The organism is Streptomyces flavusporus (assembly GCF_046267975.1).
In the GTDB taxonomy this organism is placed as follows: Bacteria; Actinomycetota; Actinomycetes; order Streptomycetales; family Streptomycetaceae; genus Streptomyces; species Streptomyces flavusporus.
On sequence record NZ_CP176503.1, the window covers coordinates 4,487,772 to 4,501,869 of the forward strand.

General features: G+C 70.1%; 15 protein-coding genes. 6 read left to right on the forward strand and 9 right to left on the reverse strand.

The window, feature by feature from the left end:
- Positions 1 to 30 precede the first annotated feature (30 nt).
- The gene (locus ACKTSN_RS21240) at positions 31 to 210 is read left to right on the forward strand and encodes a hypothetical protein (protein WP_224734534.1); all 180 of its coding nucleotides are present in this window, start codon (positions 31 to 33) and stop codon (positions 208 to 210) included.
- Between the two features lie 15 nt (positions 211 to 225).
- Here the strand turns inward: ACKTSN_RS21240 and ACKTSN_RS21245 are convergent, their stop codons facing one another.
- The 3 genes from ACKTSN_RS21245 to nth all read right to left on the reverse strand — a co-directional run bounded on the left by ACKTSN_RS21245 (position 226) and on the right by nth (position 3,382).
- Positions 226 to 1,425 carry a MarP family serine protease gene (locus tag ACKTSN_RS21245; RefSeq protein WP_409470561.1) on the reverse strand — a complete coding sequence of 400 codons (1,200 nt, stop codon included), beginning with the start codon at positions 1,423 to 1,425 and terminating at the stop codon, positions 226 to 228.
- A 78-nt stretch (positions 1,426 to 1,503) separates the two neighbouring features.
- A complete protein-coding gene (locus tag ACKTSN_RS21250) occupies positions 1,504 to 2,199 on the reverse strand; it encodes an NUDIX hydrolase (RefSeq protein WP_409474886.1) in 696 nt (231 codons plus the stop codon).
- A 94-nt stretch (positions 2,200 to 2,293) separates the two neighbouring features.
- Entirely contained in the window at positions 2,294 to 3,382 is a 1,089-nt protein-coding gene (gene nth / locus ACKTSN_RS21255; protein WP_409470562.1) for an endonuclease III, read from the reverse strand.
- 278 nt (positions 3,383 to 3,660) lie between these two features.
- Between nth and ACKTSN_RS21260 the strand changes: the two genes are divergently transcribed.
- Together ACKTSN_RS21260 and ACKTSN_RS21265 are read left to right on the forward strand one after the other, a co-directional pair.
- A complete protein-coding gene (locus tag ACKTSN_RS21260; RefSeq protein WP_133928442.1) occupies positions 3,661 to 4,335 on the forward strand; it encodes a Crp/Fnr family transcriptional regulator in 675 nt (224 codons plus the stop codon).
- Between the two features lie 193 nt (positions 4,336 to 4,528).
- Positions 4,529 to 5,350, forward strand: coding sequence for a nucleotidyltransferase (locus ACKTSN_RS21265; protein ID WP_409470563.1), 822 nt, complete (start codon positions 4,529 to 4,531; stop codon positions 5,348 to 5,350).
- A gap of 182 nt (positions 5,351 to 5,532) precedes the next feature.
- Here ACKTSN_RS21265 and ACKTSN_RS21270 read toward each other — a convergent pair whose 3' ends face one another.
- From ACKTSN_RS21270 to ACKTSN_RS21285, 4 genes are all read right to left on the reverse strand, one after another.
- Entirely contained in the window at positions 5,533 to 6,363 is an 831-nt protein-coding gene (locus ACKTSN_RS21270; RefSeq protein ID WP_409470564.1) for an MBL fold metallo-hydrolase, read from the reverse strand.
- Positions 6,360 to 7,229 (reverse strand): NUDIX hydrolase, encoded by an 870-nt coding sequence (locus ACKTSN_RS21275; RefSeq protein WP_409470565.1) that lies wholly within the window; start codon positions 7,227 to 7,229, stop codon positions 6,360 to 6,362. The genes ACKTSN_RS21270 and ACKTSN_RS21275 overlap by 4 nt, the downstream gene beginning before the upstream one ends.
- A gap of 97 nt (positions 7,230 to 7,326) precedes the next feature.
- Positions 7,327 to 7,794: a RidA family protein gene (locus ACKTSN_RS21280; RefSeq protein ID WP_129799563.1), complete on the reverse strand. Its 468-nt coding sequence runs from the start codon at positions 7,792 to 7,794 to the stop codon at positions 7,327 to 7,329.
- Positions 7,791 to 7,949: a DUF4177 domain-containing protein gene (locus ACKTSN_RS21285; RefSeq protein ID WP_009189813.1), complete on the reverse strand. Its 159-nt coding sequence runs from the start codon at positions 7,947 to 7,949 to the stop codon at positions 7,791 to 7,793. Before ACKTSN_RS21285 ends, ACKTSN_RS21280 begins: the two co-directional genes overlap by 4 nt.
- Positions 7,950 to 8,056: 107 nt before the next feature.
- On the opposite strand from ACKTSN_RS21285, the gene ACKTSN_RS21290 reads away from it, so the two are divergent.
- Positions 8,057 to 9,034 carry an ArsA family ATPase gene (locus tag ACKTSN_RS21290; RefSeq protein ID WP_409470566.1) on the forward strand — a complete coding sequence of 326 codons (978 nt, stop codon included), beginning with the start codon at positions 8,057 to 8,059 and terminating at the stop codon, positions 9,032 to 9,034.
- Complete coding sequence (locus tag ACKTSN_RS21295; protein WP_409470567.1) at positions 9,031 to 10,407, forward strand: ArsA family ATPase; 1,377 nt, start codon at positions 9,031 to 9,033, stop codon at positions 10,405 to 10,407. The genes ACKTSN_RS21290 and ACKTSN_RS21295 overlap by 4 nt, the downstream gene beginning before the upstream one ends.
- 92 nt (positions 10,408 to 10,499) lie before the next feature.
- Here ACKTSN_RS21295 and wblA read toward each other — a convergent pair whose 3' ends face one another.
- A complete protein-coding gene (gene wblA, locus ACKTSN_RS21300) occupies positions 10,500 to 10,838 on the reverse strand; it encodes a transcriptional regulator WblA (protein WP_409470568.1) in 339 nt (112 codons plus the stop codon).
- A gap of 418 nt (positions 10,839 to 11,256) precedes the next feature.
- On the opposite strand from wblA, the gene ACKTSN_RS21305 reads away from it, so the two are divergent.
- Complete coding sequence (locus ACKTSN_RS21305; RefSeq protein ID WP_409470569.1) at positions 11,257 to 13,548, forward strand: transglycosylase domain-containing protein; 2,292 nt, start codon at positions 11,257 to 11,259, stop codon at positions 13,546 to 13,548.
- An 84-nt stretch (positions 13,549 to 13,632) separates the two neighbouring features.
- On the opposite strand, the gene ACKTSN_RS21310 is transcribed toward ACKTSN_RS21305, so the two are convergent.
- Positions 13,633 to 14,097: a GatB/YqeY domain-containing protein gene (locus ACKTSN_RS21310; RefSeq protein ID WP_409470570.1), complete on the reverse strand. Its 465-nt coding sequence runs from the start codon at positions 14,095 to 14,097 to the stop codon at positions 13,633 to 13,635.
- Between the last annotated feature and the right edge of the window lies 1 nt (position 14,098).

A 14,098-nucleotide genomic window follows, 5' to 3' on the forward strand; every position in this document is an offset into this window, starting at 1 on the left:
CGACCTTGGGCCAGGGGCACACGTCGGGGTATGGGCTGGACGCACGACTACAGTGACGCAGCACGCACTCGCCGCTCGGGCAATGGCCTGAGCTCCCACCAGCGGGGCACCCCGCAACTGGCGGGCACGGAACTCAGGGTGGGCATCCCGCGCATTCTGCGCCGGCGTGCGCGCTGGGTCTCGATGCGCCTGCGTCACCCGCGCGGCTGATCCCTCGAACGGCCCTCACAGGGCGCAGCTGTCGCTGCCCACCTGCTGGTTGGCCGTACGCCCCTTGGTGATGTCCTCGCGGATCTCGTCCACGGTCAGCGCGTACCCCGTCTCGGCGTCGTCGAGGGACTTCGCGAAGACCACGCCGTAGACCTTGCCTTCGGGCGTGAGCAGCGGGCCGCCGGAGTTGCCCTGGCGGACGATCGCGTACAGCGAGTAGACATCACGGCGGACCGTGCCCCGGTGGTAGATGTCCGGGCCGTTGGCCGTTATCCGCCCGCGTACGCGCGCGGAGCGCACGTCGTACGCGCCGTTCTCCGGGAAGCCCGCGACGATCGCGCTGTCGCCGCTGGCCGCGTCCTCGGAGGTGAACTCGAGGACGGGCGCGTCCAGGTCGGGTACGTCGAGTACGGCGATGTCGCGCTCCCAGTCGTACAGGACGACCGTCGCGTCGTACCGCCTGCCCTCGCCGCCTATCTGGACGGTGGGCTCGTCCACGCCCCCGACGACATGCGCGTTGGTCATGACCCGGCGCTCGTCGAAGACGAAGCCGGTGCCCTCCAGGACCTTGCCGCAGCTCTGGGCGGTGCCCATCACCTTGACGATGGAGCGCTGGGCGCGGGCGGCGACGGCACTGTTCGCGAGGGCGGGGTCCGGGGGCTGGACGTCGGTGATCGGCTCGTTCGAGAACGGGCTGAAGACCTGCGGGAAGCCGTTCTGCGCGAGGACCGAGGAGAAGTCGGCGAACCAGGTGTCGGCCTGTGCGGGCAGGGCCCGGGACACCCCGAGCAGCACCTTGGAGTTGCGCACCTCCTTGCCGAGGGTCGGCAGCGTGGTGCCGGCCAGCGCCGAGCCGATCAGCCACGCCACCAGCAGCATGGCGACGACGTTGACCAGGGCGCCGCCGGTCGCGTCCAGGGCGCGGGCCGGAGACCAGGTGATGTGGCGGCGCAGCTTGTTGCCGAGGTGAGTGGTCAGGGCCTGGCCGACCGAGGCACAGACGATCACGACGACGACGGCGACCACGGCGGCGGTCGTGTTCACCTCGGAGTTGTCGGTGAGCACGTCCCAGATGACGGGCAGTGTGTAGACGGCGACGAGACCGCCGCCCAGGAAGCCGATCACCGACAGGATGCCGACGACGAAGCCTTGGCGGTAGCCCACGATCGCGAACCACACGGCGGCGACCAGCAACAGGATGTCCAGCACGTTCACCGCTTCAAGCCTCGCCTCATCACTTCGCGGTCACTCCAGGTCGGCCGGGGGCCCGGCAACAGCACGAGGGCCACCCTGTCATGACCGCCAGTCCAGCGGGACCTGCTTGTCGCGGTCCCACGGCCTCTCCCAGCCCGCGAAGTGCAGCAGGCGGTCGATGATTCCGGCCGTGAAGCCCCACACCAGGGCCGATTCGACCAGAAATGCCGGGCCCCGGTGGCCGCTGGGGTGAATGGCGGTCGCGCGGTGGGCGGGGTCCGTGAGATCCGCCACGGGAACCGTGAAGACCCGCGCCGTCTCGTTCGGGTCCACGACGCCGACCGGGCTCGGCTCGCGCCACCAGCCGAGTACCGGCGTGACGACGAATCCGCTGACCGGGATGTAGAGCTTGGGCAGCACACCGAACAGCTGCACACCGGACGGGTCGAGACCGGTCTCCTCCTCGGCCTCACGGAGAGCGGCCCACAGCGGCCCGTCCGCCGTGGGGTCGCCGTCCTCGGGGTCCAGAGCACCGCCGGGGAAGGAGGGCTGACCGGCATGCGAGCGCAGTGAGCTCGCCCGCTCCATCAGCAGCAGCTCGGGGCCGCGCTCACCCTCGCCGAACAGGATGAGTACGGCGGACTGGCGGCCGGCGCCGTCCGCCGGAGGCAGGAAGCGGCTCAGCTGCAACGGCTCGACCGTCTCCACAGCGTGCACCACCGGGCCCAGCCAGGCGGGCAGTCCCTCCTTGCTGAGCGTCACCGAACCGCCCTGAGTATGACTCGCACGTGTCATCGCCACCCCCGTCGTCCGTTTACGTCCAACGCCGGGCGGCACCGAGATCGTTCCGGCCGCTCCGAGGTCTGTGCAGTGTGCGCCGCTCGTCCCGTCATCCGGCCCCCAGCGGCGGGGCCGGCTTGCCGCCCGCGTCCAGATAGGCCTGCGGGGGCTTCAGCCGCTGGCCGGGGTAGCCGCCCTTCTCGTACTTGAGCAGCTTCTTCGCCTTCTCCGGGTCCGTCTCGCCCTCGCCGTACGCCGGGCAGAGCGGGGCGATGGGGCAGGCGCCGCAGGCGGGCTTGCGGGAGTGGCAGATACGGCGGCCGTGGAAGATCACATAGTGCGAGAGCATCGTCCACTCGCTCTTGGGGAAGAGCGCGCCGACGGCGGCCTCGATCTTGTCCGGGTCGGTCTCCTCGGTCCACTGCCAGCGTCGCACCAGCCGCTGGAAGTGCGTGTCCACAGTGATGCCGGGACGGCCGAAGGCGTTGCCGAGCACCACGAACGCGGTCTTGCGGCCGACACCGGGCAGCTTCACGAGGTCCTCGAGCCGTCCGGGGACCTCGCCGCCGAACTGCTCCACCAAGGCCTTCGACAGCCCCATCACCGACTTGGTCTTGGCCCGGAAGAAGCCGCACGGCCGCAGGATCTCCTCGACCTCCTCCGGGTTGGCGGCGGCCAGGTCCTCGGGGCCCGGGTACCTGGCGAACAGGGCCGGGGTCGTCTGGTTGACGCGCAGGTCCGTGGTCTGGGCGGACAGGACTGTGGCGACCAGGAGCTGGAAGGAGTTCTCGAAATCGAGCTCCGGGTGCGCGTACGGGTAGACCTCGGCGAGTTCGCGGTTGATGCGGCGGGCGCGGCGGACCAGGGCCGTACGGGACTCGTTGCTGGGCGGCTTCGGGGCGACGGTCTTCGCGGGCGGGGCCTTCTTGACGGCGGCGGAGGCCTTCTTGGGGGCGGCGACGGCCTTCTTCCGCCCGAGGGTCGCCTTCCGGGCCACGGCGGTGGCCGTCCCGGCGGCCGCGGGCTTCTTCGTGGGGGCCTTCTTGGCCGTTGACTTCTTCGCCGGCGCCTTCTTCGCCGTGGCCTTCTTGGCCGGCGTCTTCTTCGCGGTCGCCTTCTTCTCGGTCGCGCTTTTTACCGGCGTATCTTTTGTCGCTTTTGCAGCTTTCTTTCCGCCATCAGACTCCTGTTCGCCCACGGCAGAATCCCGACGTACAACCACCCGTGCAGCTCCCTAGGCCTGTGCTCTCACCGGCTATTTGGACACTCGGCCAGCCTAAGGCCCTGCACCGACATCCGCCCTGGACCCCGAAGATCGGCGCCCAATTGGACCCCTGCCGCTTACCTGGGGACAGCCGTGCGGCATCCTTGTGACAGATCACACTGTTTGGTCCGTCCGGCAAAATGGGCACCAGGGTCCCCTGGTACACACGGGGGAGCAAGATTCCCCTGAGCAGGTCGACAAGGAGAGAACTCGTGGACGACGTTCTGCGGCGCAATCCGCTCTTCGCGGCGCTCGACGACGAGCAGGCCGCAGAGCTGCGCGCCTCCATGAGTGAGGTGACCCTCGCAAGGGGTGACTCCCTGTTCCACGAGGGCGACCCGGGCGACCGGCTCTACGTGGTCACTGAGGGCAAGGTCAAGCTTCACCGCACGTCCCCCGACGGCCGCGAGAACATGCTGGCCGTCGTCGGACCGAGCGAGCTCATCGGCGAACTGTCGCTCTTCGACCCGGGCCCGCGTACCGCGACCGCCACCGCGCTCACCGAGGTCAAGCTGCTCGGCCTCGGCCACGGCGACCTCCAGCCCTGGCTGAACGCCCGCCCCGAGGTCGCCTCCGCGCTGCTGCGCGCCGTCGCCCGTCGACTGCGCAAGACCAACGACGCGATGTCCGACCTCGTCTTCTCGGACGTCCCGGGCCGTGTGGCCCGCGCCCTGCTGGACCTCTCCCGCCGGTTCGGCGTGCAGTCCGAGGAGGGCATTCACGTCGTCCACGACCTGACGCAGGAGGAGCTGGCCCAGCTGGTCGGCGCGTCCCGCGAGACGGTCAACAAGGCGCTGGCGGACTTCGCCCAGCGCGGGTGGCTCCGCCTGGAGGCGCGTGCGGTGATTCTGCTGGACGTGGAGAGGCTGGCGAAGCGCTCGCGCTGAGCGTCGGCCGTATGCCGCTGAGGCCCGTCTGCTGTCAGGCGGGCCTCTGTCGTTGCCGTCGTCCTGGGGGCTGCCGCCCCCAGACCCCCGCTTCGGCCTGAACGGCCTCGTCCTCAATCGCCGGACGGGCTGGAGGGGCTGACCGGCGCCAAAATGAGCTGCCCTGACGCCCGCGTCCCGGCACAGTGGGCCAATGCCCAAGCCCCGTCTCCCCAAAGGCCTCGACCCCGAGGGCCACCTCGTCCGCGAAGGCTCCCTGGGACGCATCCCGGCCCCCTTCCGTCCCGTCGTCGCCGCCGCCCGCGACCGGCTGCCGGACGTCTTCGGCGCGCGGCTGCACAGCGCGTACCTCTACGGGTCGATCCCGCGCGGCACCGCGCGCGTGGGGCGCAGCGACCTGGATCTGCTGGTCGCCCTGTGGGAGGAGCCCGGTGACGCGGACCGCGCCGCCGCTCGTGCCCTGGGCGAGGCCCTGGACGAGGAGTTCCCCGAGATCGACGGGGCCGGAACGCTGCTGTACAGCCGTACGCGGCTGCTGAGCGAGTTGGAGACCCACGACCTGGGCTGGTTCGTCGCCTGCCTGTGCACACCCCTGCTAGGGGAGGATCTCGCCGAGCACCTGCCGCGCTACCGGCCCGACAGTCTGCTCGCCCGCGAGACCAACGGCGATCTCGCCCTTCTCCTGCCCCGCTGGCGCGAGCGGATCGCCACCGCCGACGACACCGACGAGGCCCGTCGGCCGCTCGTGCGCTTCATGTCCCGGCATCTCGTCCGCACCGGCTTCACGCTCGTCATGCCCCGCTGGGGCGGCTGGACCAGCGATCTGACGGAGATGGCCGAGATCTTCGGCGCGTACTACCCCACGCGCGCGGAACAGATGAACACCGCGGCCGTCGCCGGGTACGAGCCGACGGGAGACCCTGCCCTTCTCAGGTCGTACGTCGACGACCTCGGGCCGTGGCTCGCCGGGGAGTACGCGCGCGTGCACGGCATCAAGGCGCCCCGCCCCGACTGAGCCATCAGCCCACCGAGCTAGTGCCGCGGCAGGCAACGTTCGCCCCGTCGCGACGCCCGGCACGCCCTCTCGCCGCACCGGCCGAAAGCCCAAGTACGTCCAGTACGAGGACTTCCGGCCGGCACGCCGAGAGCACGCACCGGACGCCGCTCCTTGACGGGCAAACGTTGCCTGCCGCGGCACTAGATGAGCCCGTGCTCCTCGAGGTAGTCCAGCTGCGCCCGTACCGACAGCTCCGCGGCCGGCCACAGGGAGCGGTCCACGTCCGCGTACACGTGGGCGACGATCTCGGCCGGCGTCCGGTAGCCGTCCTCGACGGCCGTCTCCACCTGGGCGAGCCGGTGGGCACGATGGGCGAGGTAGTACTCCACGGCGCCCTGAGCGTCGTCCAGGACGGGTCCGTGGCCCGGGAGCACCATATGGACGCCGTCGTCGACCGTGAGGGACCTCAGGCGCCGCAGGGAGTCCAGATAGTCGCCCAGGCGACCGTCGGGGTGCGCCACCACCGTCGTACCGCGCCCCAGGATGGTGTCGCCGGTCAGGACGGCCCGGTCGGCCGGGAGGTGGAAGGAGAGGGAGTCCGCGGTGTGGCCAGGCGTCGGTACGACCCTGAGCTCAAGCCCACCGACCGTGACCACGTGTCCGGCAGCCAGGCCTTCGTCGCCCAGCCGCAGCGCCGGGTCCAGCGCCCGCACCTTGGTGCCGGTCAGCTCGGCGAAGCGGGCGGCGCCCGCCGCGTGGTCCGGGTGACCGTGGGTCAGAAGGGTCAGGGCGATGCGCCGGCCGGCCTGTTCGGCGGTGTCGATGACGGTACGCAGGTGGCCCTTGTCCAGGGGGCCCGGGTCGATCACGACGGCCACCGAGGAGTCCGGTTCCGCCAGGATCCAGGTGTTGGTGCCGTCCAGGGTCATCGCGGACGCGTTGGGCGCGAGGACGTTGACCGCCCGCGGGGTGGCGGGGCCGGAGAGGACCCCGCCGCGCGGCTGGCCGGGAAGGGCGCTTGCGTCCGTCATGCGGGGGCTCCACCGGTCGGGATGTGCTTGGTGAACTCGTCGTGTCCCGGCCAGGCGAGCACGATCTCGTCGCCCTCCAGACGGGCCTGCGCCAGGACGGGCGTCAGGTCGCGGTCCGGGGCCGACGCGAGCGCCTCGGCGGCCGTGCCGTACGCCGTCAGCTGCCGCAGGGTCGCGATCGTGGGCGGCATCATCAGCAGCTCGCCCTTGTCGTACGACGCGGCCGCCTCCGCGGGCCGGATCCACACCGTGCGGTCCGCCTCCGTGGAGGCGTTGCGGGTGCGCTGGCCCTCGGGGAGGGCGGCGACGAAGAACCAGGTGTCGTAGCGGCGGGCCTCGAACTCCGGGGTGATCCAGCGGGTCCACGCGCCGAGCAGGTCGGAGCGCAGGACCAGGCCCCGGCGGTCCAGGAACTCCGCGAAGGAGAGGTCGCGGGCGACGAGGGCGGCGCGGTCCGCCTCCCAGTCCGGGCCCGTGGTGTCGCCGACGACCGAGTCGGGGGTCGGTCCGGCGAGGAGGACGCCGGCCTCCTCGTACGTCTCCCGTACGGCCGCGCAGACGATCGCCTGGGCGGCCGTCTCGTCGACGCCCAGCCGTGTCGCCCACCACACGCGCGTGGGGCCCGCCCAGCCGACGTGGTGCTCGTCGTCGCGCGGGTCGACGCCGCCGCCCGGGTACGCGTACGCGCCCGCGGCGAAGGCCATGGACGCGCGTCGGCGCAGCATGTGGACAGCGGGGCCGGTGCCGGTGTCCTTCAGGAGCATGACCGTGGCCGCGCGCTTCGGGGTCACCGGCGTGAGCGTGCCCGCCGCAAGCGCGCGGATACGGTCCGGCCACTCCGCGGGGTACCACTGACCGTTCGCCATGGGCGCGAGGCTATCCCGTGGTGAGCGGATGTTCGAGAGGCAGTGATCACCTCGGCTGCCGGACCCCGCGATTCCGGCATGATCCGCCGGACACGCCCTAAGGCTGGGTGAGCTCCACCTGGATCTCGACCTCCACGGGCGCGTCCAGCGGCAGTACCGCCACGCCGACCGCGCTGCGCGCGTGCACGCCCTTGTCACCGAGGACCTCGCCGAGCAGCTCGCTCGCGCCGTTGAGGACGGCCGGCTGCCCCGTGAAGTCCGACGCCGAGGCCACGAAGCCGACGACCTTCACGACGCGCGCGATGCGGTCCAGGTCGCCCGCGACGGACTTGACGGCCGCGAGGGCGTTCAGGGCGCAGGTACGGGCGAGTTCCCTGGCCTCCTCGGGGGTGACCTCCGCACCGACCTTGCCGGTGACCGGAAGCTTGCCGTCCACCATCGGCAACTGGCCGGCGGTGTAGACGTACGGCCCGGTCTGCACGGCCGGCTGGTAGGCGGCCAGCGGCGGGACGACCGCCGGCAGCGCAAGGCCCAGCTCGGCGAGCTTCGCCTCGACCGCGCTCACGCTTGCTTCTCCCGCTTCAGGTAGGCCACGAGCTGCTCGGGGTTCGGTCCGGGCACCACCTGGACGAGCTCCCAGCCGTCCTCGCCCCAGGTGTCCAGAATCTGCTTCGTTGCGTGGACGAGCAGCGGCACGGTTGCGTATTCCCACTTGGTCATGGGCCGACTGTATCCGCTGTGGTCGGCGGGGTACGCGGACGCCTAAGCCGCCCCGTTGTCCACAGGCCCCGGATTGGTTCCGGCGTGGACTGGTTACGCTCGAAGACGTGAGCAGGCTCCAGGTCGTCAGCGGCAAGGGCGGGACCGGCAAGACGACGGTCGCCGCAGCCCTCGCGCTGGCTCTGGCCACGGAAGGGAAGCGGACGCTTCTCGTCGAGGTCGAGGGTCGGCAGGGCATCGCACAGCTCTTCGAAACGGAGGCGCTGCCCTATGAGGAACGGAAGATCGCCGTAGCTCCGGGCGGCGGGGAGGTGTACGCCCTCGCCATCGATCCCGAACTGGCCCTTCTGGACTACCTCCAGATGTTCTACAAGATGGGCAGTGCCGGACGGGCTTTGAAGAAGCTCGGTGCCATCGACTTCGCCACCACCATCGCGCCCGGTCTGCGCGACGTACTTCTGACCGGCAAGGCGTGCGAGGCGGTCCGGCGCAAGGGCAGGTCGGGGCGGTTCGTGTACGACTACGTCGTCATGGACGCGCCGCCCACCGGTCGCATCGCCCGCTTCCTCAACGTCAACGACGAGGTCGCCGGGCTCGCCAAGGTCGGGCCGATACACAATCAGGCGCAGGCCGTGATGCGGGTGCTGAAGTCGCCGGAGACGGCGGTTCATCTGGTGTCGCTCCTGGAGGAGATGCCCGTCCAGGAGACGGCGGACGGGATCGCCGAGTTGCGGGCCGCGCGGCTGCCGGTCGGGCGGGTCATCGTGAACATGGTGCGGCCCGGGGTGCTCGGCGCGGCCGACCTGGAGTTCGTACGGACCGTTCCGCGGACCGACATCGCGCGGTCGCTGTCGGCCGCCGGGCTCGGCGGGGCGCGCCGGGGGCAGAACGCCGAGAAGCTGGTGGACCCGCTGCTGGCGCAGGCCGATGAGTATGCCGAGCGGTACCTGCTGGAGCACGAACAGCGCGCCGCCCTCGGCGAGCTGGGCCTGCCGCTGCACGAACTGCCGCTGCTCGCCGAGGGCATGGACCTGGCGGGCCTGTACGAACTGGCCAACGAACTGCGGAAGCAGGGGATCGCATGAGTCCGGACCCGGCCCACACCCCGGAAGGCGCCCGCCATCTCTCCCCCGCGCGCGTGCTCGACCTCGATCCGCTCCTCGACGACCCGCAGACCCGCATCATCGTGTGCTGCGGCTCGGGCGGGGTCGGCAAGACCACCACGGCGGCGGCGCTGGGCCTCAGGGCCGCCGAGCGCGGCCGGAAGGTCGTCGTCCTCACCATCGACCCGGCGCGCCGGCTGGCGCAGTCCATGGGCATCGACTCCCTCGACAACACCCCGCGCCGGGTGAAGGGGATCGACGGCGAAGGTGAACTGCACGCCATGATGCTCGACATGAAGCGCACCTTCGACGAGATCGTCGAGGCGCACGCGGATCCCGACCGGGCGGCCGCGATCCTGTCGAACCCCTTCTACCAGTCGCTCTCGGCGGGCTTCGCGGGCACGCAGGAGTACATGGCGATGGAGAAGCTGGGCCAGCTGCGGGCCCGCCACGAGTGGGACCTGATCGTCGTCGACACGCCGCCGTCCCGTTCGGCGCTGGACTTCCTGGACGCGCCCAAGCGGCTCGGTTCCTTCCTCGACGGCAAGCTGATCCGTGTCCTGCTGGCCCCGGCGAAGGTCGGCGGCCGGGCAGGGATGAAGTTCCTGAACGTCGGTATGTCGATGATGACCGGCGCCCTGGGGAAGCTGCTCGGCGGTCAGCTGCTGAAGGACGTACAGACGTTCGTGGCGGCGATGGACTCCATGTTCGGCGGCTTCCGTACGCGCGCGGATGCGACGTACAAGCTGCTCCAGGCACCGGGCACGGCGTTCCTCGTGGTGGCGGCCCCGGAGCGGGACGCGCTGCGGGAGGCCGCGTACTTCGTGGAGCGGCTGGCCGCCGAGGACATGCCGCTGGCCGGTCTGGTGCTCAACCGGGTCCACGGCAGCGGCGCCTTCCGACTGTCGGCCGAACGGGCGCTCGCCGCCGCGGAAAATCTTGAGGAGCCCCGCATTGTGGATCAGGGGGGAGGGAAAGCTGGTCTTCGTAACTCTCCCGACACGTACGGCAGTTCAGAATCTCCCGCTTCCGACTCACCGGCTGCTCCGGACGAAGGTTCCCCCACCGTCACGGACGACGGCTCCCCCGCCGACCCGGACTCGGAGCGATCCGTCGACCAGCTCACCGCGGGCCTGCTGAGGCTGCACGCGGAGCGTATGCAGCTGCTCGCCCGCGAGCAGCGCACGCGTGATCGCTTCACGGCGCTCCACCCCGAGGTGGCGGTGGCCGAAGTGGCCGCGCTGCCCGGCGATGTGCATGACCTCGCGGGACTGCGGGACATCGGTGACCGGCTCGCGGCCAACCGGCCGGAGCTGCCTGACGGCGAGGTCCGCGTGTCTGACGGCGGCGCATGAGTGCCTGACGGAGACACATGAGGGGGTACAGCCCCAACCCATGAGGGGGAACAACCCCCGACCGCCGGAGAGAAACCCCCGGAGAGGACGCCTCAGCTCACCGCCGCGTAGTTCTCGTACACCTCGTCGTCGTCGAGGGGCACGAGGCCGGCCCCGCGCTCGTACTCCGTACGCGCAGTCTCGAGGAGCCGGCGCCATGAAGTGACAGTGGGCCGCCTGCGCAGCAGTGCGCGGCGTTCCCGTTCCGTCATGCCTCCCCACACGCCGAACTCGACGCGGTTGTCGAGCGCATCGGCCAGACATTCGGTGCGTACCGGGCATCCGGTGCACACCGCCTTGGCCCTGTTCTGCGCTGCTCCCTGAACGAACAGTTCATCCGGATTGGTAGTGCGGCAGGCCGCCTGCGCACTCCAGTCGGTTACCCAGCCCATACCGGCGCCGTCCTCTCCCGAATCGAGGCTCCCCCACGGCGGCAGCGGCATATTCACCGCCGCCAGTTGAGGACGTTACGGAAGGTGGGCACAGCGCAACACCCCCTTCGGGCCCAATCTTGAATGGCCCGAACGGACTATGGGTAAGCGGCAGATCACCCGGGGGAGTGAGCCCGCGACATGCGCGACAATCCCGACAATCCGGGACGGTTCAGCTGAGTCGCAACGGATGCCAGGTGACACACAAGGCGAATTCGGACACGCACCCAACACGCCTCGGCAAAAAAGACCGAGCGGATCCGGAACGATTCGGGGTCGCCGGACGTATTGATACGTGGCCCTACTGCTGTGACAGTTGAGAGCAGCTTAGGCCAAGGCATATACGCGTGTCCGGCGAATGAGAACGTAGGCTGCCCTCATGCCAAAGAAGCGCTCGGGCGGTGGTCTGTCGCCAACGCAGCAGGCCGCCAAGTTCCTCGGTGTCAGTGTGCTCGCAGGAGCCGTCATGGCCGGCATCGCGCTGCCCGCCGTCGGCGCGCTGGGCCTTGCGGCAAAGGGCTCGGTGGAGAGCTTCGACGAGCTCCCGGCGAACATGAAGACCCCGCCGCTCAGCCAGCGCACCACGATCCTCGACGCCAAGGGCGACCACATCGCCACGGTGTACTCGCGCGACCGCACGGTGGTCGACTTCAAGGACATCTCGCCGTACATGCAGAAGGCGATCGTCGCCATCGAGGACGCGCGCTTCTACCAGCACGGCGCGGTCGACCTGAAGGGCGTCCTGCGCGCCCTCAACCGCAACGCGCAGAGCGGCGGCGTGGCCGAGGGCGCGTCCACGCTCACCCAGCAGTATGTGAAGAACGTCTTCGTGGAGGAGGCCGGCGACGATCCGACGAAGGTCGCGCAGGCCACCCAGCAGACCCTCGGCCGCAAGATCCGCGAACTGAAGTACGCGATCCAGGTCGAGGAGGAGCTGGGCAAGAAGAAGATCCTCGAGAACTACCTGAACATCACCTTCTTCGGCCAGCAGGCCTACGGCGTCGAGGCCGCCGCCCAGCGCTACTTCTCCAAGTCGGCCAAGGACCTCGACCTCCAGGAGTCGGCGATGCTCGCCGGCATCGTCCAGTCGCCCAGCCGGTACGACCCGGTGAACGACGAGGCGGAGGCCACCAAGCGGCGCAACGTCGTGCTGCAGCGGATGGCCGAGGTCGGCAACATCTCCCAGGCGGAGGCCGACGAGGCCAAGGAGCAGCCGCTGGACCTGAAGATCAGCCGACCGCAGAACGGCTGCATCACCGCGGTCAAGGGCGCCAGTTTCTTCTGCAAGTACGTCGAGAAGGTCTTCAAGAGCGACCCGGTCTTCGGCAAGACCCAGGAGGAGCGGGCGAAGATCTGGAACCAGGGCGGCCTGACGATCCGCACCACCCTCGATCCGCAGTCGCAGGAGTCGGTCCAGGACTCGCTCAAGGACCACGTCAACCAGGACGACCAGGTCGCCGCGGCCACCACCCTGGTCGAACCCGGCACCGGCAGGATCCTCGGCATGGGCCAGTCGAAGCCGTTCGGCTACGGCAAGAACGAGACCGAGTACAACTACTCGGTCGACGCCTCCATGGGTGGCTCGAACTACGGCTTCCCGACCGGTTCGACCTTCAAGCCGTTCGTCGCGGCGGCCGCGCTGGAGGAGGGGCGGCCGGTGACGCAGGAGTACTCGGCGCCGTACGACATGGACTACCCGAGCCCCGTCCAGACGTGCTCCGGCAAGCCGTGGGTGAACGGGGGCCCGCAGAAGGCGACCGTCGAGAACGAGGACGAGTCGGAGGTCGGCCCGTACCGCCTCAGGGAGGCGATGGAGAAGTCGGTCAACACCTACTTCGTCCAGATGATCTCCGACATCGGTCTCTGCCCGGTCGTGAAGATGACCGACAACCTGCACGTCGTGCAGGGCAACGGCGAGAAGCTTCCCGAGGTCCCCGCCATCTCCCTCGGCTCCAAGGGCATCTCCCCGCTGACGATGGCGTCCGCGTACGCCGCCTTCGCCTCGCGCGGTATGTACTGCACGCCGATCGCCATCGAGTCGATCACCCAGAAGATCGGCCAGCAGCAGAAGTCGCTGGAGGTCCCGAAGTCGACCTGCTCGCGGGCCATGTCCGAGAAGACGGCCGACACCGTCAACACACTGCTGCAGGGTGTGGTCGACTCCGGTACCGGCCAGGAGGCCGGCCTCACCGACCGGGACAGCGCCGGCAAGACGGGTACGACGGACGAGCGAAAGAACGCCTGGTTCGTCGGCTACACGCCGAACCTGGCCGGCGCGGTCTGGGTCGGCAGCGCCACCCAGCAGGTCCAGATGGAGGGCATCTCCATCGGCGGCGTCTATCACGCCAAGGTCTACGGCGGCCAGGTGCCGGGCCCGATCTGGCGGGACGCGATGTCCGGCGCCCTTGTCGGCAAGGAAGCCGGGTCCTTCAACCTCGTCGATATCCCCGAGGGCAACGACGAGGACGAGGACCGCGGCGACCGCGGCGACGAGGACAACGACAACGGCAACGGTGACAACGGCAACGGGAACGGCAACGGCGGCCTTATCGGCGGCGGCGACTTCCCGACGCCCTCCTTCTCCATCCCCGAGGGCTGGATCCAGGGCGGCGACAACGGCGGCAATGACGGCAATGGCAACGGCAACGGCAACGGGGGGAACTGGCCGTGACGGGCCGGCTGAGGCGGTAGTACGGCGATGGGGGCGCCCCTCTGAGGAGGGGCGCCCCCATCGCCGTACAGCCCGTTTACGACCTCAGCCAGCGAGGAGCTTCTTCACCGCGGCGGCGACGCGGCCGCCCTCCGCCTGCCCGGCGACCTTCGGGTTCACGATCTTCATGACCGCGCCCATGGCCCGCGGCCCCTCCGCGCCGGCCGCCTTCGCCTCCTCGACCGCCTGGGCGACGATCCGGTTCAGCTCCTCGTCGGACAGTTGCTTGGGCAGGTACGCGGCGAGCACCTCGCCCTCCGCCTTCTCCCGCTCCGCCTGCTCGGGGCGACCGCCCTGCGCAAAGGCGTCGGCGGCCTCGCGCCGCTTCTTCGCCTCGCGGGTGATCACCTTCGTGACCTCCTCGTCGGAGAGCTCGCGCTTCTCCTTGCCCGCGACCTCCTCCTTGGTGATCGCGGCGAGCGTCAGCCGGAGCGTCGAGGAGCGGAGCTCGTCGCGCTCCTTGATCGCGGCGTTGAGGTCTTCCTGCAGCTTCGACTTGAGCGTGGTCATG